Here is a 20552-nt window from a genome sequence, read left to right as displayed (position 1 = left end):
ATCCTTTATTCTTAAGTCTTTAAATGAAGAAAACGATTTTATTTAGTTGGCTGATACGCTCGTCGCTGTTGCCCGTTTCAAAAATCTTGTATACTGATTTAAAGCGACACAAAAAGGAGGAAGTAGTGATGAACGTAAAACCTGAACATTATTGGATCGAAAAATTGGAACTTGTGCCTCATTCTGAAGGAGGGTATTTTAAAGGTGTCTATCAAGCTTCTGAAACAGTGACCACGGCTGAACAAAACGAACGGAAACGATACACTAGTATTTATTTCTTATTGAACCAAGAAAGTCCTTCACATTTTCATCGTTTGAAATCGGATGAAATCTGGTATTTCCATACTGGCGACGCTTTAACCATCCATATGATCCATCCAGACGGGCGCTATGAACAGGTTGCATTAGGAATGGACCCCGAAAAAGGCGAAACCTTGCAATACGTTGTTCCAAAAGGCGTCATTTTCGGCTCAAGCGTTGATAAAGACGGTATTTATGCTTTAGTCAGCTGCATGGTCGCACCTGGTTTTGATTACCAAGATTTTGAGCTGTTTACACAAGCCGATCTGTTAGCCCAGTATCCAGAAAACCATGACATTATTAAACGGTTAGCCTTTGAAACATTGCCAGAATAAGATAAAAAAAATCAGAAATCCCGTCTGTATTAGAGGCAGGGTTTCTGACTTTTTTAATCTTTAAAATAGTTTCCCGGTTTAACATAGATCGTTTTATCGCGAATATCCACTTCATCCACACATAAAAGCGAAGTATAATCAGCAATCATTCGATCTCCGCTGAATGTTGATTCAGCAAAAACCGTTACGCCAACTAATTCTGCTTCAAACTCTTCAATCAAGCTCTTCATCCCGTTGACGGTTCCTCCGCCTTTCATGAAGTCATCCACGATCAATACCCGTGAACCGCGTTTTAAACTCCGTTTAGATAGTTCCATTTTTTCCACTCGTTCAGATGAACCCGATACATAATTGATACTGACTGTCGAGCCCTCAGTGATTTTCGAGTCGCGACGAACGATAACGAAAGGCACATTCAAGTAGCTTGATACTGCTTGGGCGATTGGAACCCCTTTTGTCGCAACCGTCATAACAGCATCGATTGACTCATGCAAGTATTGCGAAGCAATAATCTTGCCGATTTGGCGCAAAATCTGAGGATGTCCCAATAAATCGGATAAGTACACATAACCACCCGGCAATAAACGATTCGCTTCTGATAATCGTTCGCACATTTCATCAACAAACTCTTTAGCTTCTTCTTTTGCGATTTCAGGAATATACCGTACGCCGCCCGCTGCTCCAGGGACTGTTTCTAATGTGCCCGTTTTACGTTCTTTAAATGTTTTTTTCACAATCGTCAAATCTTCACTGATAGAAGATTTGGCAGAATCGTAACGATTAGCGAAATAAGTCAATGACACCAATGTGTGCGGTCTTTCTAACAAATAGCGAGTCATATCGATCAATCGTTCACTTCTTTTTACTTTCAAATCTTTCACCTCTTCATAAATTCCTTTTAATTTTAACTATCTCATGCGTCCGACCTTATTATAATCGTATTTAACGAAAAAAGGTAGGTATTTTTGCTTGAAATATCAAAATTGTTCGTTTTTATTATTATTTTCTCATAAAAAAAAGTACGAACTTTCGGATTCGCACTTTTTCTCTGTTTTTTATTTTTTGTTTTCTGGTTTTTCAGAATAGGCTAACGGTGTCCGGCTTTTTTTGTATTTCACTTGATTAACGCTTTTTTTGATAAAAATGGTGATAATGAAAATAACAATAAACACTAACGTGATCGTCGCTCCTGGCGGTGTTCCGTATTGATAAGAAGCGGTCAGACCTGTAAACATGCCAATGATCCCAATAATGACTCCCATCAAAATAACAATGTTAAAACTTTTGCTTAAACGCATCGCAATGGCGGCCGGCAAAATGATGATCGCCGAAACCAATAATGCGCCTACGATCGGCATAACGACTGCTATTGTAACACCCGTGATGACATTAAAGATAATAGACATCAATTTCGTTGGCAATCCGGCTGTAAAAGCCGTATCTTCATCAAACGTCAAGACATACATCGGTTTACGAAATACTAAAAAGAGCCCTACGACCATCACAAAAAGTGCCCCTAATAAATAAACTTGTTCTTGATTGATGGTCACAATCGAACCAAATAAGTATTGTTGGATACTAGCGTTGGATCCTCCATCGTTTAAACTCATCAGAACCAGCGCTATTGCCATTCCAGCTGACATAAGGATAGCGATTGAGATTTCTGTATAAGACTTATACAGCATCCTTAAATAGTCAATGAGCACAGCAGCTATAACGACGACGACCAGTGTCATAACGGTGGGATTGATATTTAACAACAACCCCAAAGCAATTCCGGCTAACGAAATGTGCGAAAGAGTATCCGCCATTAAAGATTGCCTTCTTAAAATTAAAAATAAACCTAAAATTGGTGCAATAACAGCAATCAAGAATGAAGCTTGGAATGCTCGCTGCATGAATCCATAGAAAAACATCTCCATGGTGAATCCTCCTTCCGAATCAACTGGATGTGGCGATCCGCATATTGTTTAATGTCTTCATGATCATGGGTAACCATTAAAATGCCTTTGCCATGGACACGACTATTGTGTTGCAATAATTCATAAAATTCATGACGTGAATCAACGTCCATACCCGTTGTTGGTTCATCTAAAACAAATAGATCAGGGTCCGTTGCGAAAATCCGAGCCAATGAAATCCGTTGTTTTTGACCACCGGAAAGTTCACCGATTTTTTTATGGCGAATGTCCCACATTCCCACTGATTTCAATGCTCGTTCGACATGAACATGATCTTCTGCATCTAATCGTTTAAACCATTTGCCTCTTTGGTAACGGCCTGAACGAACCAATTCTAGTACTGTACTTGGAAAGCCAGCATTAAAAGAAGCGACTTGTTGAGGGATATAGCCGATAGCTAATGGTTCATTTCGATTGTTCACAGGCGAAATGAACGCTGCCCCTTTAGTTGGTTTTAACAATCCCAAGACATTGCGTAGTAAAGTCGATTTTGCTGCACCATTTTCTCCAGTCAGCATAACGAATTCTCCAGCATCAACGGTAAAAGAAATATTTTCTAAAACGGGTTCTTCATCATAGTAAAAAGATAAATCATTGACTTCAATATAATGCAAACTTATTTCCTTCTTTCTCTATGCTTGTTTAACAGAAAAAAGACGCACGAGTAAGAGTTGTGACCGTCCACTCATCCGTTTCCTGCTGTCAATTATTTTATTTTTTTGCTGCCATAGTGTACGTTCGCAGCTCTTATCTAGCACCATTGTTCGTTTTGAGACCGCTCCGCCACAAAACGTAATGATTACTATTTACACATTTCTTTAGTAGCATATCATCCTCGTTATTATTCGTCAAGAAAAAAAAGCGAAACAAGCTCAAGTCTTGTTTCGCTTCTCTTCTTACTTTAATGTTCGGACTAAGTAGACTTCATTACAAAAACCTTTTAGCCCATTGTACACTCGTTGAGCTCTGGAGTATTTACGGCAAAGAGCAAAAATAGTCGGCCCGCTGCCGCTCATCAGTGCTGTATCTGCTCCAAACTGCAGCATCTTTTGCTTGATCGTTTCAATAGCCGGTTGTCGGATAATAGACGTTTTTTCCAATGCATTGCCGGCATACTGTGTCATTTTGTTGTAATTTTGTGTTTTGATCGCTGCTAACATCGCTTGCGTGTCCGGATGCTCAATCGTGTCGTAAGCCAAGGCACTAAAAACTGTCCCGGTCGAGATGCCTTTTTTAGGTTTCACTAACACAACCCAGCATTGCGGGATCTCATCCAATGGTTCAATTTTTTCGCCACGTCCAGTTGCAAAAGCCGAACCGCCATAAACACAATAAGGCACATCCGAACCGATTTCAGCGCCTAAAACAGCTAATTCTTCGAGCGTTAAGCCCAGATCCCATAGTTGATTTAAACCTCTTAACGTCGCTGCTGCATCACTGCTGCCGCCAGCTAATCCTGCTGCGATCGGGATTTTCTTTTCAATCACGATGTCCACACCCAATTGAATGCCAAACGTTTCTTTGATCAGCAACGCTGCTTTATACGCATGGTTTCTTTGATCCAATGGAAGAAACCCATTATTTGAACGGATGCTGATTTGGTTATCAGCTATCGTTTTCAATGTCACACGATCCGCTAAATCGATTGAAGTCATCACCATTTCAAGTTCATGATAACCATCTTCGCGTTTCTGCAATACATCCAAGCTTAAATTAATTTTAGCCGGGGCTTTTTCAATTACTTCCATACTGGTCTCTGCACTCCTTTCATTTTTTTCATTGTCTCTAGTATGTAGAACATACTAGCTTAAAAAAAATGATTTGCAAAGAACGAATAGGAGAATTTAACGGAACTGTTAGAAAAAACGGTCACATTCAGCTGATTTTATAGTAAAATCCTCTTTTAAAGCAAAAAAAAAACGAGCTCATTTCAGCTCGTGGTCTTACGATTAAGCATATTGTAGACTTTCTTCGTCTAGAAATTGGATTTCTACTGATTGAGTCAAAACATCTGTATAACTATAAGAAACACGTTCAAAAGCATTTTCATCTTGGTCTAACTCCACAACAAAAACAGATGGATACGTTTCGGTCAAAATGCCTTTACGTTCTGTTTTTCTCTTGCGACCAACTTGTGCGGTCAACATAATCTTTTTACCTAACTTATGATCTAAACCTTCTTTAATACTAGCTAATGTAATTGGCATCAGATTCACCTCACTAATCTAATGCTATTATAACATACTTTTACAAAACGGACAAGTATATCATATGGAAAACTTAGACGCAACCAATAATTCTCTAATAATAAAAACCAGTAATCCCTTGGCAATACAAAGGTTTACTGGCAAACTCAACTTTATTCTTAATGTTAATTTAATACTTTCAAACAAATTCCGTCTGCTAGTTTTCCGAATTCTGTCAGGCTTAATGTTTCGCCGCGGCGTTTCGGATCTATTCCGGCATAGTCTAATGCTTGAATCAACTTCTCTTTCATCGCTTCTTCTTTGCCGTACTTTCCTAGCAAATTATTCCACAACGTTTTTCTGCGTTGCACAAAAGCTGCTCGAGTCAATTCAAAAAACACTTTTTCATCCATTACTTCTACGCTTGGTGTCGTTCTGCGCGTCAATTTGATAATGGCTGAATCCACATTGGGCTGGGGCATAAATACCGTTTTCGGAACAATAAAGGCGATCTCCGCATCCATATGGTATTGAACGGCAATCGTCAGCGATCCATAAGCTTTGCTGCCAGGAGCGGCTGTAATGCGTTCTGCAACTTCTTTTTGCATCATGATCACTAAAGCATCAATGCGCACCACCGACTCCAAAAAGTACATCACAATGGGCGTCGTAATGTAATAAGGCAAGTTCGCTACAACCATCAACGGTTCTGCAAGATCCACTTTTTCAGTTAGCACTTCTTTCAAGTTTGCTTGCAAAACATCTTGGTGAATAATCGATACATTGTCATAAGGACTCAAAGTATCGGCTAAAACCGGCAAAAGGCGATCATCGATTTCAAAAGCAATGACTTCTTTGCTGGCTCTCGCTAAATGTTCCGTTAATGCTCCGATCCCGGGGCCTACTTCAACCACATTTGTCTCTTTGTTTAAACCAGCTGCTTCCACGATATTAGAAAGAATGTTGGTATCAATGATAAAATTTTGTCCTAAGCTTTTCTTTACTGAAAAACCATATTTCTTTAAAATTTCCTTGGTTCTTATAGGTGTTGCAATATCTTTATGATTTGTCATGTTCTTCCTCCAAAATTTGCTGCATCGCTTGAATCACTTCTTCAGGAGAGATTTGGAACATTTGCAGTCTCTTTTGAAGTTGCTTTCCATTCGTATATCCAATATTAAGGCGTTCGCCTAACTTTTCGCGTCTTTTTTTTGCAAATGCTCCCATAATCAACCCCGCATCTATCAACAATTCACGGGAAATCAATGATTCTTGTTCTAAGGTCTCTGTATAACTTTTTGCTAAAGCTGCACGAATGGCTTCAGGCGAAGCGTGTTCGATCCCTAAACTTCCTGAGCCTTTCGGCTTTGCTTCATCGATCGTCAAAAAAGCATGCTTTACACCGGGAACAGCTCGAGAAATTGTCTTACGGATTTTTTCACCCGGAAAATCTGGATCGGTAAAAACAATGACTCCTCTGGTTGCTTGTGCTTTGGCAATCAACTGCAGTGTTTCTTCGTTAATGGCAGAACCGTTTGTTTCAATCGTATCTGCTTCAAGCGACTCATGGATCCGGCGAGTGTCATCCCGTCCTTCGACGACAATGATTTCTTTTACTTTTTCCATTCATCTAACCTAAACAAACGGTTGGCATTTTTCATCGTTTGTTCTGCTACTTCAGTATAAGAACAGTTTCTTAACTTCGCTATTTCTTCAGCTACGTATTTAACGTACGCCGGTTCATTGCGTTTGCCTCTAAAAGGTACAGGTGCTAAATAAGGCGCATCGGTTTCAATCAGCAACTTATCAAACGGAACCGCCTTTGCTACTTCTTTGGGTTCTTTCGCATTTTTAAACGTAACCACTCCGCTTAAAGAAATGTGCATTCCCAAGTCTAAGAAACGTTCCATCCATTGAGTGTCTCCGCTAAAACTATGCATGATGCCGCCAATATCTTCAACGTGTTCTTCTTTCAACAATTTATACGTATCTTCAATAGCATCCCGCATGTGAATGCTGACAGGCAATTTTAGTTCTTTAGCGATCCGCAATTGCCGTCTGAAAGCTTCTTTTTGGCTGTCTTTAGGTGAGGTATCCCAATGATAATCCAAACCCATTTCTCCCATAGCGACCACTTTTGGCAACTGCAATTGGTAATACAGCTGCTCTTCAATGGCATCTGTGTAAAGGTAGCTTTCGGTTGGGTGCCAGCCGATGATGCTGTAAATGTCTTTATACTCTTGGCTTAACTGTAAGGATTTTTCTATCGTAAGCGTATCGAAACCAACGACAGCCATCCGAGCAACATCATGTGCTACGGCATTTTTGATGGTTTCTAGAACATCTTCGTCAAATTCTGCTGCATTTAAATGCGTGTGTGTATCAAATAACATACTCTCATCCTTTATTTTTAGTCTCTTTCCTCATAATAAAGCTGCACCGCTTTGTGACTATGGTAAATACCCTGCTAAATGCGTTCAGCAGGGTATTTTTTTAGCTAGTCAAGGTCAGCAGTTTCAGTTAAGCAACTTCTGATCCGTTCGGTGCTTCCATTGGAGCTTCGATCAATTGCAATTGACCATCTTTTTCAGCAGATAAAATCATTCCTTGGCTGATTTCGCCGCGCATCTTACGCGGTTTTAAGTTAGCCACAATAACAACTTTTTTGCCGATCAATTCTTCGGGGTTAGGGTACCATTCAGCGATTCCAGAAAGAATTTGTCGATGCCCTTCATCGCCAACGTCTAAACGAAATTTCAACAGTTTATCCGCTCCCTCAACTTTTCCGCAGTCGATTACTTCTGCCACTTTTAATTCCACTTTATCAAAATCTTCGTATTTGATTTGCTTTTCTTTAACAGAAACCAGTTTTGTTTCCGTTGGGTCCCATTCTGCCGGAATTTCTTCCTCTTCAGAAAGAGTGCTGGCTCCGCCGTCCATTTGCTCTTTAATATAAGCTACTTCAGCTTCTATGTCTAAACGTGGGAAAATCGGCGTTCCTTTAGCGACTACTTTCGCGTCAGCCGGGAAATGGCCAAACTGAACGGCAGTCCAGTCCTTAGCTGCTTCAGTTTCAACACCTAATTGTGCGAACATTTCTTTCGGTGCATGTGTTAAGAAAGGTTGCAGTAAAATTGCAGCAACACGCAAGCTTTCGGCTAAATGAGCCATGACGCTCGCCAATTCTGCTTTCTTGCTTTCTTCTTTAGCCAACTTCCAAGGCTCTGTTTCATCGATATATTTATTCGCACGTGAAATCAGCACCCAAACATCGCTCAAAGCATTGCTGAACTGCATATTTTCCATTTCTGTTTGGTAATCTAAAATCGTTTTTTCTGCTGTAGCTTTCAGCTCTCCGTCAAAAGCTGTTACGTCTCCTGCGTAGGCAGGAATCGTTCCATCAAAGTATTTATTGATCATGGCAATAGTCCGGTTCAGTAAATTACCTAAATCATTCGCTAAGTCGTAATTGACCCGAGAAACAAAATCTTCTGGTGTAAAGACACCGTCACTGCCAAATGAAACTTCACGCATCAAATAATACCGTAATGCGTCTAAGCCATAGCGTTCCACTAACATTTCTGGATAAACAACGTTGCCTTTTGATTTAGACATTTTCCCGTCTTTCATCAATAACCAACCATGGCCGAAGATTTTTTTCGGTAACGGCAAATCCAATGCCATTAACATAATTGGCCAATAAATGGTGTGGAAACGCACGATTTCTTTTCCAACCATGTGAACATCTGCTGGCCAGAATTTATTAAATAAGCTCGGGTCATCTGTTCCATACCCTAATGCGGTAATATAGTTAGCCAATGCATCGATCCAGACATAAATAACGTGTTTGGGATTGCTTGGCACGTTGATTCCCCAAGAAAAAGTTGTCCGCGAAACAGCTAAATCTTCTAAGCCGGGCTTGATAAAGTTATTGATCATTTCATTTTTACGTGATTCTGGTTGAATAAAATCAGGATGCTCATTGTAGTAAGCCAATAAACGATCCGCATACTTACTCATTCTAAAGAAATAAGATTCTTCTTTGATCAGTTCTACTGGATGACCGCTGTCAGGAGATTTCCCGCCAATCACGTTGCCTTCTGCATCGTGTTGCACATCTACTAATTGTGTTTCTGTGTAGAATGTTTCGTCTGGAACAGAATACCAGCCTTCATACTCATCCAAATAGATATCGCCTTGTGCTAAGAAACGCTCAAAAATATCGGCTACGACTTTTTCGTGGACAGGATCGGTCGTCCGAATAAATTTATCATTGCTGATTTCAAGCAAGTTCCATAAATTCTGCATTCCTTCAGCCATATCATCAACGTATTGCTGCGGCGTTATATTTAGTTCCGCTGCTTTATTTTCAATTTTTTGACCGTGTTCATCGCTTCCAGTAAGGTAAAAAACGTCAAAATCCTGCATTCTTTTGTACCGCGCCATCACATCACAAGCAATGGTTGAATAGGCATTTCCAATATGCAGTTTGCCGCTCGGATAATAAATTGGTGTTGTAATATAAAATGTTTTTCTCTCAGTCACTTAAAGTGCCTCCTTGGTTCATTTAATGAAATGTTCTCAATTTTTTAATACAAGTGCAGTTTCTTCAACAAAAACAGACGCATTTCATGAGCGTTACGTTTTTTTGTTCAACTAACGCCGCTTGTTCTTGATATTTCTGGTTTACGCTCTAAAACTATTCTCAAATAGTATACCATAGAACGGTAGAAGAATAAGGATTTTCCTTGGTATTTCTATTGCCTTTTGCAACTTTTAACGTGCTGTCCTTTAAGGCAATACCTTCAATTGCTGGAGCCCTTTTAAGATGCCGTCGTTTTCGGGAGAAACTGTAATGAAGTCAGCGATTTCACATACTTCTCTTCGTCCGCTTTCCATAGCCACTCCTATTCCGACTGTTTGCAGCATTTCAATATCGTTTAAACCGTCGCCAAAAGCTATTGTTTCTTGAAGCGAGATACCTAAGTGTTCTGTCATTTTTTGAATTCCGACAGCTTTAGAATGATTTTTTGTAATGACGTCTACCGAATAAGGATTCCACCTGGTAAAATGACAATCAGGAAATTCTTCCCGATAATAAGCATCAAACTTTTCTGAAGCATGTAAAATACATTGGTAAATAGGACGGTTCTCATAATATTCCGGTAAGACGGGTTTTTTGGTTTTAAAAGCTCCCATAAAATGACTGATGGCTGCCACAACTAATTTGGGCGGTGCAATCGGTGATTTTTGAATCAACCGTTTCAACAAACCTTGCTGGCCTAAAGTGGTCAAAGAGTTGCCTAAAATCTCTTCGCTTCCGCTAAAAGCAATGCCTTGTTGGTAAACTTCAGCTGCTTTAGCTAATCGTTCAATGGAATCACTCGACATGGGGTTGCGGTAAATCACTTCATTTTCATAAACGACGTATTGCCCATTCATAGTAATGTAGGACTGGATATTCAATTCTTCCAAAATAGCATCAATTCTAAAAGGAGGCCTGCCGGTTGCGATAACCGGAATAATGCCGTTGTCTTTTAAGTCTTGAATAGCTTGCTTAGCGGTTTCTGGAATTTTCTTTCTCGCTGTTAGTAATGTCCCGTCTATATCAAAAAAGACCATTTTATGCATTTGGCTGCTCCTTTAGCATTTTTCTTTTCCCGATTTAATAATCCAATTTTACACCGTTTCTAGGAGCAACTGCAAGAGCCCTTTCATTCTTGATTTAAAAAGAAAATGTTTCCCGTGAAACATTTCGAGTGTTTTTTGTTGTGTTAAGAGCTTTTTTTTCAATCTTATCTAGAAATACGGTACACTAAGAGTACCATCTTTTCCCTATGAAAGGAGATTGAACAAGATGATCACGATTGGTTTAACCGGGTGGAACGACCACGAATTATTAATTACTCATAAAAAAAGAAACTTAGAAGATTATGCCTCGCATTTTCCATTTGTGGAATTAGACACTAGTTTTTATGCTATTCCTCCAACAAAAAATATTTTGAGTTGGATCGACAGGACGCCTGATGCCTTTCAGTTCTTGCCAAAAGCTTTTCAAGCCATGACCCAACACAAAGAATGGCTTGATTTTTTTCCATCTGAAGAAGCGATGTTTCAACACTATCTTGCAGCCTTCGCACCGATGATCGAAGCAAATAAAATCAAAGCTTTTTTGTTTCAATTTCCGCCATTTTTTCATTATTCAGAAGAGCACTTAACTTATTTAAGAAAAATCCGGCACTGGATGGGCGAACTGCCAGTGGCTATCGAATTTCGGCACGCTAGTTGGTATAGCGGAGAAAACCAGCCACTCACGTTGACATTCTTGGAGCAGCAGAACTTTATCCATGCAGTAATCGATCAACCTCAAACGCCCGGGAATAGTGTGCCAATGATAGCGACTGGAACGAATCCCGAACTTACCGTATTGCGTTTACACGGACGCAACTACGAAGGCTGGTTGAATGCTAGCGGCCCAAATTGGCGGGAAAAACGAACATTTTACGATTACAGCCAAGCAGAACTAGCCAGTTTTATTCCTATCATCCGTTCATTGGAAAAAGACTCTAAAGAAGTCGCTGTTATCTTTAATAATAATTCCGGAGGTCATGCTGCTGCCAACGCTAAATACTTACAAAAAATACTTGGCTTAACGTTTGATCAGCTTGGCCCTCAACAACTGGGCTTAGATTTATTCAACGACTTTTAAAAATAATAAAAAACGACTGAGACAAAGCACTAATCTAGCTTTATCTCAGTCGTTTTAACTGTCCTTCATACTATTTTCGTTTTAAAACAATTCCTTAGCTAACAAGCGATAAACATCTAGTCGTTTTTCTTGTGAATGCGGAATACTGCAAATCATTGCTTCGTCAAAGCCATAATGGGCTTGTTCCTCTTGCAAGAATGTTGCTATCTCTTTAGCCTCTCCCACTAAATGCAGTTTTCGATTTTCTTTGATAGCCATTCGGTCCATTTCTGTTAGAGGATAATCCTGTGCTTCTTCAGGGGTCAACAGTTGTCCCATCCGACCTTGCGTTAACCATAAACGCGCAATGTCTTGCGGTAAAGCTTCGAATTCAGCTTCTTCTTTTGTTTCAGCTGTTGTGACGAGGTAAGCTACATTGATCTCGGGCTTTTCCATAAAAGCAGAAGGCTGAAAATTAGTTTTATAGTGATCAAAAATATCTTTCGTCATCCCGCCCATAAAAAATTGCGCAAAAGAATAACCCACACCCATACGAGCTGCTTTTAATGCACTGCTTCCGCTTGAGCCTAAAAGCCAGGCTTCTGGCAAAGCAATCTGAGCCGGTGTCGCAATCGTTTTACTGTACAAACGGTCTTCTGGAACTTCATCATTGATCAGTTTCAAAGCTGTATCAAACTTTTCATACATATTGTCCAGCATAGGCTGCCGTCCCTCAGACAAAGCATACATCGCATTGGTGTCGCCGCCTGGCGCTCGGCCTACCCCAAAATCAATTCGTCCTGGCGATAGTGCGCTTAGCGTTTTAAAGACTTCTGCCAGTTTTAAAGGAGAATAATGCATCATCATGACGCCTCCGGTACCGATTCGAATATTTTTTGTTTTTGCGGCTAAATGAGCGGCCGTAACTTCCGGTGCTGAACTAGCATACCCATTTGTCCCATGGTGTTCAGCCATCCATAAACGTTGATAGCCTAGTTCATCTGCTACGATTGCTAATTCTTCTGCTTTTTTTAAAGCATCTGCAGCCGTATTTCCTTTAGTGATTGGTGCTTGATCTAATACACTTAATCTCACGTACTACTCATCCTTTCCATCGTATCCGTTTATCTTATCTCTCCAAGTATATCAGTTCATCTAAAGAATAGCACTGGATTGGTTTGGTTTAAATCAGAGACTGTTCTAAGCATAAAACACCTCTCCTCGCTTTATTTTGACTATACTAGAGATAAAGTAGCTTTACTTTAAAATGTTAGGGGAGGATACAGAATGATACGCGGAATCGATCACATTGGGGTAACCGTTCCTGATATGGAACAAGCAACAAATTTTTTTAAAGAAGCTTTTGCTGCTAAGGTTATTTACGATAATTTATCAGCAGAAGATGAACCGAAATCAGGCAAACAAGTAGAAAAAAATCTCGGGCTCAAACCTGGAACAAAAGAAATGCGCATTCGGATGCTGGCGGTCGGAAACAGTGCCAACATTGAACTGTTCCAGTTTGCCAATGTTGCGCAGCAACAACCAGTCATTGCTTCAGATTATGGCTTACAACATGTGGCTTTTTATGTGGACGACATCGATAAAGCAACTGAACGATTCACTGACGCAGGCGGAAAACTATTGTCCAAACCAAATGATTTATCTTCTTCTGCCGAAAGCGGTTCTGGAAACCAATTTGTGTATGGTCAAGCTCCTTGGGGTATGTTGATTGAAATGATCAGCTATCCAGCAGGAATAAATTATCCGGCTGACAGCCAAGCTAAACGATGGACACCACCTAAATAACGCTTTAAGCAGTCAGCAAAATCCATTGAATGACAGGTTGAGTTTTTAACTATTAATTGGTGTATGTAAATAAACAGGTTTGTCTATTTGAGTTTCTTGGTATCTCAAAACTATTTGATCCGCTTTTAAGCTCTATTTTTCTGGTACACTATGTTGATTTGCCAATTGACAAACCCTTGCTTGTTAACTATACTAAAAGCAATCTCATACTAAACATTACAATGAACGAGCACAGTAGTAAAAGATCTCTGTTGATAGAAAGCTAGTGGCTGATGAAAACTAGTACAAGTCTTTTTACGAATTACACTCTGGAGTAACTTGATTAATCTCAAGCGTCTTACTGGCGTTAACAGTCAATGAGTGGTCAACAAATTTTGCACTGAAATTTGTCGGCAAATTGGGTGGTAACACGAAAAATTTCGTCCCGATGAAAAGGTCTAACCTTTTCATCGGGTTTTTTTGTCTAAAAATATGTATTAAGGAGCTTAAAAAAATGAATATTATTGATGAATTAACTTGGCGCGACGCCATCAACCAACAAACTGACGAAGAGGGGCTGCGCAAACTTATCGCTGAAAAACAAATTGGCGTCTACTGCGGTATTGACCCAACAGGCAGCATGCATATAGGACATTTGATTCCTTTTATGATTTTAAAACGATTCCAATTAGCTGGTCACCGCCCCGTTATCGTTATTGGTGGAGCAACTGGTTCAATTGGCGATCCGAGCGGAAAGTCAGAAGAACGAGTTTTACAAACAAAAGAACAAGTTCAAAAGAATGCTGACAAATTAACTTCTCAGATGGAAAGATTGTTTGATGCCGGTAAAAATGAAAAATCTATTCGTTTAGTCAACAACTTAGAATGGACTAAAGACTTAACTTTATTGGATTTTTTACGCAATATCGGAAAAAGTTTTAACGTCAACACCATGTTAGCTAAGGATATCGTTGCCAGTCGATTAGAAACCGGAATTTCTTTTACGGAATTTACGTATCAAATTCTGCAATCTATGGATTATTTGCACTTGTACCAACATGAAGACGTCCAATTACAAATTGGCGGAGCCGATCAATGGGGCAATATTACAGCCGGCCTAGAGTTTATTCGCAAGCAAGCAGGTTCTGAAGCCCAAGCCTTTGGTTTAACGATTCCACTGATGCTAAAAGCTGACGGTACCAAATTCGGCAAGACTGCTGGCGGCGCTGTTTGGTTAGATCCTGAAGAAACAACGCCTTATGAGTTTTATCAATTCTGGTTGAATCAAGACGATCGCGATGTCGTTAAATACTTAAAATACTTCACTTTCTTAACCGAAAATGAAATCGGCGAATTGGCTGAAAAAGTTGAAACCGAACCGCATAAACGTGAAGCTCAAAAAACATTGGCTCGCGAAATGACGTTGTTTGTTCATGGCGAACAAGCTTTAGAAGATGCAGAAAAAATTACTGCTGCACTTTTTTCTGGTGATGTAAAAAGTTTAACGGCTCGTCAAATCGAAGAAGGATTCAAAAATATGCCGACTTTCGAAGCTCTTAAAGAAGAACGCAACATTGTTGAATGGTTGGTAGATGTGGTCGGTATCGAACCTTCTAGACGCCAAGCACGTGAAGACATCACTAACGGCGCCCTTTCAATGAATGGGGAAAAAGTAACCGATGTCGATGCTGTCGTAACTCCTGGAAATTCTTTTGACGGACGATTTATTTTGATCCGCCGAGGAAAGAAAAAATATTTCTTAGTAAAATTGGTATAAAGCTAAAGGACTTTCTCTAACAGGTTCAGCAGCAGAAACGCTCTTTGTTTCTGCTGCTTTTCTATCCATTAAAACAATTAAGGAGGATTTATATGACCCAACTTAAACAAGCTACTACTCAAGAAGACGCTGATTTGATCGCTCAACTCGCAAAAGAAATTTGGGAAGAGCACTATACAGCGATTTTAGGCGAAGAACAAGTCGCTTATATGCTGACTCATTTGCAATCCGCAGCCGCTATTCACCAAGAAATACTGGATGGCAAAGCTTATTTCTTAGTTGAAAGCCATCAAACAGCCATCGGCTATCTTTCATATGCCTTGTCAGCAGAGCAGCTTTTTCTGAGCAAACTTTATTTAAAAAGCAGCAGCCGCGGCAATGGAATCGGAAAAGAGCTTATTGAAAAGCTAAAAAACACAGCAAATGAAGCAAATAAAAAGACGGTGTTTTTGACGGTCAATAAATTCAATCACCCTACTATCGCTGTTTATAAAAAATTAGGCTTTAAGATCATTGAGGAGCAAGTAGCGGATATCGGTCATGGTTATGTCATGGATGATTACATTATGGAATATCGCCTGCCATAAAAACAATACTGTCTTTTAAACCGTTCGCTTTAGCAATTAACGGCTTTTGTCCGGCTTTCTTTTTGTCTCTCCATTCAATATTTAGACTTGTGATGCTAAACTGAATTCATTACAGAATTAAGAAATGAGGCTCTATACTATGTTTAACCGAAAAGAAGACGGATTGGCTCTTGCAAAAAAACTTCATCAAAAAGATGTTTCTCCACAAGAGTTGATTGAAACAGCCTTCAAAAAAATCGAAGCACAAAATCCTATTTTAAATGCTGTTACCCATACGCGTAAAGAAAAAGCGCTGAAAGAAGCTGCAGAACGAGATTTTTCCAGTACATTATTTGGCGGACAGCCCATCCTTATCAAAGGCATCGGACAAGATCAAATAGACGAACCAAGCACCTCAGGTTCTCGTTTGCTACAGAACAACCGTTCTAAACAAACCAGTCACTTTGTTCGAGCGTTAGAAAAAGCCGGTTTTGTTGTGATCGGCCAAACCAATACACCAGAATTTGCTTTTAAAAACATTACGGATCCGACACTCTACGGGCCATCCCGCAATCCTTGGAATACAGCCTATTCGCCAGGCGGTTCTAGTGGCGGAGCAGCCGCTAGCGTGGTTGCTGATTTAGTGCCCATTGCTAGTGCTAGCGACGGCGGCGGCTCCATTCGGATCCCGGCTTCTTTTACCGGTTTAGTAGGATTGAAACCGACTCGTGGACGAACACCGATCGGACCTGGAGTTGGACGTGGCTGGCAAGGAGCTTCCATTTCCTTTGCTTTAACCAAAACCATTCGCGATACAGCTGCCATGATGGATGCTTTACAAACCGTCCAGCAAAGCGCTGCTTTTCAAACCCCGCTTTTTGAACGCGGCTATTTGAATGCATTAGCTGATTCTGAACCGAAAAAGTTTCGCGTAGCTTATTCACTGGTATCGCCCGTTCACGGACCGGTCAGCGATGAAGCAAAAGCAGCGGTTTTAAAAACCGTTCGTTGGCTCGAACAAAACGGCCATCAAGTGGTTGAAGAAAAACCAGCCATTGACGGAGTCTCTTTGATGGAAAGTTACTACATCATGAATTCAGGCGAAACAGCTGCTATGTTTGCCAACATTGAAAAAGGTCTGCAGCGTCCCGTTACGAAATCAGACATGGAACTGATGACTTGGGTTTTATTCAATGCCGGACAATCTATTTCAGCGAGCACTTATTCCAATAGCATCGCTGCTTGGGATACGGCTGCAGAAGTTATGGCTGATTTCCATCAAACTTATGACTTGTATCTGACTCCTGCAACAGCTGATGTTGCTCCGCGTGTCGATGCTAAACTTCAAACGGATGAACAGTTTGAACGAATGCATCATGTTACGGAAATGAATGCAAAAGACCAGCAAAAAATTGTCTGGGATATGTTTGCTGCAAGTTTAGACATTACACCTTTCACTCAACAAGCCAACTTAACGGGACAACCTGCTATCAGCTTGCCGGTTCATTTATCTGCTAACTCCGGACTGCCGATCGGCGTTCAGTTTACTGCCCCTAAAGGCAACGAAGATTGGCTGCTGGCTATTGGCCAAGAAATGGAACAAGATGGTTTATTCACCTAAATTGATAAAGAGAGGATGAAACAAAAGTCTCATCCTCATTTGCATATCCAAATGTTTATTCTAGAACGTGTTCCAAAAAGCAGACCCGACGTCCACTTCACGAATAATGCTCGATGGTCTGTGACCATACTGCGCTTATTCGTTCCAGTGATTCGGGTCTAAACGCTTTTTGTCTCACTCCCTCTTTATTCGTTAAACATCTTTACGTTAAGGCTCTAACAGAACCGTACTTTAGTGAGATGATTTCTTATTTGATGTGGTTCAGTTCATTGGTACGTGTATCAATTCTTGTTTTATATCCATTATAAATGGCTATCTCCAGAAACAGGTAGTCAAAGCTAGGTAAGTTTGTTACAATTTCACTTATGTAACCGTTTTATAGTTTGCTAATTAAAGTTCGCAGCAGAAATCAAGCCTTAGTATAACTCGGCTGAAACTTGAGTCCATAAACCTATCTATTAAAAATTTTAATTAAAAGGGGATTACTATAATGAGTGGCTACAACGCAGTACTAGCAAGAAATACAGAAAATGCACCAAAAAGTTCTCTATCTACACAAACGGTAGCTTTTTCTCATTACAATCATCTTTCAGCTCAATTACCTATCGATTCAACATCTGGTAAAATGGTAGCTGGTGGTGTAAAAGAGCAAGCTGAACAGTGCTTAAAAAATATCAAAACCATTGTAGAAAGTGTCGACCATGTTATGGACGATGTAGTAAAAGTAACTATCTTCCTTAAAAACATTGCAGATAGTAATGCTGTAGACGAAGTTTATGCGACATTCTTCCCAAGCGGTATTCCTGCACGGACAACAGTTGCATATTCAGCTTTGCCTATGGATGCTTTGGTGCAATTGATGTAGTTGTGTCAAATACTGAAGGAACACCTCCAGTAGCATAACAGGCCTTTATTTGTAACTACAGGAACTATCAAAGTTACTGGTTAATGCCGCCGATGAATCCGAAAACACATATCTTAATCATAAAAAGGGCAGTCTCAAATAAACATTGAGACTGCTTTCGTTTTTTAACAGCGTAGATGAAAAAGTATCGAGATTTCAGCTGGTTAGGCCAGAAACTTTGACACAAAGAAAGTAACTGACTTCGTTTGTTCAATCTCATCTAGTTTCTTTGTGTAATTTAAATTTATAGACAAACGCGCTCTTTTTCTAAGACCGTTTGTCTATTTCTATATTTTCGGGACAAACTCATCTCTTTTTTATCTTAGTTCGTCTCGGATTCACACTTTCAGGACAACTTTACCGCTTTTTAGTGCTAATGTAAAAATACAAAATGTATCTTTGTTGAATAAAAAAATCCGCTGTGTTTTCAGCGGACTTTCTCTTTTTTTATCTGTTTTAAAGTTGCGTGAAGGCTTTCTCGATAGGCGTTTCGCCGGAAACCAGATCAAACTCTTGATTTTCTGCTTTTTTATTATCCAGACTGGCAACCACTACTTTTGCTACATCTTCTCGTGGGATCGAACCTGGTGTGACGTGTTCAGCTAGATTGACTTTGCCAGTTCCTGCTTCGTTTTTCAACGCTCCAGGGCGAATGATCGTGTACGTTAAGTCCATTTGTTTTAAGATTTGGTCTGCATACCGTTTCACTGCATAATATGGTTTCATCCCTTCAGCCCATTTTTCTCTCGTATTTGAAAGAATGGAACTGACCATCACAAAACGGCTGACGCCTGCTTGTTCAGCAGCCTCCATTGTTTTAACGGCTCCATCTAAGTCAATCAGGATGGTTTTATCGTAACCTGTTGCTCCGCCTGACCCAGCGGAGAAAACTACGGCATCGATTCCTTCCATAGCTGCTGCAAGGGAATCAACGGATCCTTCTAAGTCTCCTAAATAAGTGTCGATTCCTTTAGCAGAAAAGTTATCTGCTTGTTCTTGTTTACGAACCAAAGCCCGTACGGCATGTTCTTGGCTTTCCTGCAGTAAATCGACCACTTTTTCCCCAATCTGTCCATTTGCTCCAACGACTAGTACTTTCATGTGCACTTTGTCTCCTTCCATTCTTGTTGCTTACTTAAGCCTACTAAAGAACATCAGTAAAACCAAATCTTATGATCAATGTAAAAATTATTCAATACCAAAATAACCACAAACAACTTCCCCTACTGCTTTTGCTGCAACACTGATCGCTTCCTCATCTATATCAAATTTAGGATGATGATTGTCATAAACAACGTTGTTTACAATGCCTTTTGGCCGACAGCCAATATAGAAAAAACAACCCGGTATTTTTTGTGTGTAATAAGCAAAATCTTCGTTACCAGTCAGCATCGGAGATTCAACGACATCAGTCAAGTAGTCTCCAATACCAGTCGTTAAGTAATCAACTACGCTGCTGGTCAACTCAGGGTCATTGTAGACAGGCGGACACCCTTCAAACAAAGTCAATGTTGTTTGAACGCCGAATAATTCTTCTAATCCGTTTACTAACTGATGCAATTCTTTGCTCAGTACCTCGAATAAACCTGTCGTCATATAACGCATATCGCCTTCAAGCGTAACGGCATCGTTGATCACATTGAAAGACCCTTTTCCATCAAATGATCCAACAGTGATCGCTCCTGCTTCGAAAGGATTGACACGCCGGCTGAGAATCGTTTGGAGCGTAGTCACAAAATAGGCTCCTGCAACAATGGCGTCGTTGGCTTTATGCGGTGACGAACCATGACCGCCAACTCCTTGGATAATCAATTTGAATTGTGTGCCGCCAGCCATGGCTGCTCCGCTTCGATAAGCGACTTCTCCCGCCGGACGGTCAGGAAAAACATGGATACCAATGATGTGGTCCACGTCTGCTAAAGCTTCCGTTTCCATAATGAATTTAGCACCGCCTGGTGGAGCTTCTTCCCCATGTTGGTGAATGACCTTTATAGTTCCGGGAATCTCTGCCTTTAATTCAATCAAGCAATCCGCCAAGACCATCAAATAAGCCGTATGTGCATCGTGTCCGCAAGCGTGCATGACTCCTGGAGACGTTGAGGCAAATGGTAAGCCTGTTTCTTCTTCAATCGGCAGTGCATCAAAATCTGCCCGCAAAGCTAACGTATCGCCAGAGGATGCATCGTTAATGGTGACAATAACAGCATTTCCACCAACGTCTGTTTGAACATCAACAGCTTTTCTTTGATAAAAATCGGCAATATACGCTGCTGTCTTTTCTTCGTGATAAGACAATTCAGGATGTGCATGCAAATGTCTGCGAATCGCAATCATTTCTTCTTTGCGCGCTTCTAACATCGTCATCAGTTTTTCTCTCATGTGAACTCCTCCGCCCAGTTTTCACCACAATTTTTTCTTCTTTTTATTCA

The 20552-nt window shown here is 40.3% G+C and carries 19 protein-coding genes, 1 pseudogene and 1 other annotated feature; of the genes and pseudogenes, 7 read left to right on the top strand and 13 right to left on the bottom strand.

Annotated features, from left to right (window positions below):
- Positions 1-128: 128 nt before the first annotated feature.
- Positions 129-635: a cupin domain-containing protein gene (locus NY10_RS09010; protein ID WP_058919659.1), complete on the top strand. Its 507-nt coding sequence runs from the start codon at positions 129-131 to the stop codon at positions 633-635.
- Positions 636-688: 53 nt separating this feature from the next.
- On the opposite strand, the gene purR is transcribed toward NY10_RS09010, so the two are convergent.
- The 10 genes from purR to NY10_RS08960 all read right to left on the bottom strand — a co-directional run bounded on the left by purR (position 689) and on the right by NY10_RS08960 (position 10413).
- Entirely contained in the window at positions 689-1507 is an 819-nt protein-coding gene (gene purR / locus NY10_RS09005; RefSeq protein ID WP_058919658.1) for a pur operon repressor, read from the bottom strand.
- A gap of 183 nt (positions 1508-1690) precedes the next feature.
- On the bottom strand, positions 1691-2557 hold the full coding sequence (locus NY10_RS09000; RefSeq protein WP_058919657.1) for a metal ABC transporter permease: 867 nt from the start codon (positions 2555-2557) through the stop codon (positions 1691-1693).
- Positions 2503-3210, bottom strand: a complete 708-nt coding sequence (locus NY10_RS08995) for a metal ABC transporter ATP-binding protein (RefSeq protein WP_058919656.1) — start codon at positions 3208-3210, stop codon at positions 2503-2505. The genes NY10_RS09000 and NY10_RS08995 overlap by 55 nt, the downstream gene beginning before the upstream one ends.
- 282 nt (positions 3211-3492) lie before the next feature.
- Complete coding sequence (gene ispE, locus NY10_RS08990) at positions 3493-4344, bottom strand: 4-(cytidine 5'-diphospho)-2-C-methyl-D-erythritol kinase (RefSeq protein ID WP_058919655.1); 852 nt, start codon at positions 4342-4344, stop codon at positions 3493-3495.
- Positions 4345-4545: 201 nt separating this feature from the next.
- Positions 4546-4803, bottom strand: a complete 258-nt coding sequence (locus NY10_RS08985) for a Veg family protein (protein ID WP_058919654.1) — start codon at positions 4801-4803, stop codon at positions 4546-4548.
- Positions 4804-4967: 164 nt separating this feature from the next.
- On the bottom strand, positions 4968-5855 hold the full coding sequence (gene rsmA, locus NY10_RS08980; protein WP_058919653.1) for a 16S rRNA (adenine(1518)-N(6)/adenine(1519)-N(6))-dimethyltransferase RsmA: 888 nt from the start codon (positions 5853-5855) through the stop codon (positions 4968-4970).
- The gene (gene rnmV, locus NY10_RS08975; RefSeq protein WP_058919652.1) at positions 5842-6408 is read right to left on the bottom strand and encodes a ribonuclease M5; all 567 of its coding nucleotides are present in this window, start codon (positions 6406-6408) and stop codon (positions 5842-5844) included. The genes rsmA and rnmV overlap by 14 nt, the downstream gene beginning before the upstream one ends.
- Positions 6396-7175 carry a TatD family hydrolase gene (locus NY10_RS08970; RefSeq protein ID WP_058919651.1) on the bottom strand — a complete coding sequence of 260 codons (780 nt, stop codon included), beginning with the start codon at positions 7173-7175 and terminating at the stop codon, positions 6396-6398. Before NY10_RS08970 ends, rnmV begins: the two co-directional genes overlap by 13 nt.
- A gap of 127 nt (positions 7176-7302) precedes the next feature.
- The gene (gene metG, locus NY10_RS08965) at positions 7303-9327 is read right to left on the bottom strand and encodes a methionine--tRNA ligase (RefSeq protein WP_058919650.1); all 2025 of its coding nucleotides are present in this window, start codon (positions 9325-9327) and stop codon (positions 7303-7305) included.
- A gap of 246 nt (positions 9328-9573) precedes the next feature.
- Positions 9574-10413: a Cof-type HAD-IIB family hydrolase gene (locus NY10_RS08960; protein WP_058919649.1), complete on the bottom strand. Its 840-nt coding sequence runs from the start codon at positions 10411-10413 to the stop codon at positions 9574-9576.
- Positions 10414-10639: 226 nt separating this feature from the next.
- Here NY10_RS08960 and NY10_RS08955 point away from each other — a divergent pair, with 226 nt between their 5' ends.
- Entirely contained in the window at positions 10640-11491 is an 852-nt protein-coding gene (locus NY10_RS08955) for a DUF72 domain-containing protein (protein WP_058919648.1), read from the top strand.
- A gap of 81 nt (positions 11492-11572) precedes the next feature.
- Here the strand turns inward: NY10_RS08955 and NY10_RS08950 are convergent, their stop codons facing one another.
- A complete protein-coding gene (locus NY10_RS08950; protein WP_058919647.1) occupies positions 11573-12565 on the bottom strand; it encodes an LLM class flavin-dependent oxidoreductase in 993 nt (330 codons plus the stop codon).
- A 192-nt stretch (positions 12566-12757) separates the two neighbouring features.
- On the opposite strand from NY10_RS08950, the gene NY10_RS08945 reads away from it, so the two are divergent.
- The 5 genes and pseudogenes from NY10_RS08945 to NY10_RS08925 form a co-directional block, all read left to right on the top strand.
- Positions 12758-13276 (top strand): VOC family protein, encoded by a 519-nt coding sequence (locus NY10_RS08945; protein ID WP_058919646.1) that lies wholly within the window; start codon positions 12758-12760, stop codon positions 13274-13276.
- A gap of 212 nt (positions 13277-13488) precedes the next feature.
- Positions 13489-13706 (top strand) — a binding site (T-box leader).
- A 63-nt stretch (positions 13707-13769) separates the two neighbouring features.
- On the top strand, positions 13770-15032 hold the full coding sequence (tyrS, locus tag NY10_RS08940) for a tyrosine--tRNA ligase (RefSeq protein WP_058919645.1): 1263 nt from the start codon (positions 13770-13772) through the stop codon (positions 15030-15032).
- Positions 15033-15124: 92 nt separating this feature from the next.
- Positions 15125-15619, top strand: coding sequence for a GNAT family N-acetyltransferase (locus tag NY10_RS08935; protein WP_058919644.1), 495 nt, complete (start codon positions 15125-15127; stop codon positions 15617-15619).
- Positions 15620-15758: 139 nt separating this feature from the next.
- On the top strand, positions 15759-17219 hold the full coding sequence (locus NY10_RS08930; protein WP_058919643.1) for an amidase: 1461 nt from the start codon (positions 15759-15761) through the stop codon (positions 17217-17219).
- 490 nt (positions 17220-17709) lie between these two features.
- Positions 17710-18119 (top strand): annotated as a pseudogene (locus NY10_RS08925) (RidA family protein); the annotation flags it as partial.
- A gap of 460 nt (positions 18120-18579) precedes the next feature.
- Here the strand turns inward: NY10_RS08925 and NY10_RS08920 are convergent.
- Both NY10_RS08920 and NY10_RS08915 read right to left on the bottom strand, forming a co-directional pair.
- Entirely contained in the window at positions 18580-19224 is a 645-nt protein-coding gene (locus tag NY10_RS08920; RefSeq protein ID WP_058919641.1) for an SDR family oxidoreductase, read from the bottom strand.
- Between the two features lie 87 nt (positions 19225-19311).
- Positions 19312-20502 carry an amidohydrolase gene (locus NY10_RS08915; protein ID WP_058919640.1) on the bottom strand — a complete coding sequence of 397 codons (1191 nt, stop codon included), beginning with the start codon at positions 20500-20502 and terminating at the stop codon, positions 19312-19314.
- Positions 20503-20552: the final 50 nt, after the last annotated feature.

The organism is Carnobacterium sp. CP1 (genome assembly GCF_001483965.1).
Classification (GTDB): domain Bacteria; phylum Bacillota; class Bacilli; order Lactobacillales; family Carnobacteriaceae; genus Carnobacterium_A; species Carnobacterium_A antarcticum.
The sequence above is the reverse complement of the archived record's forward strand: the minus strand, read 5'-3'. Positions and strand labels throughout refer to the sequence as shown.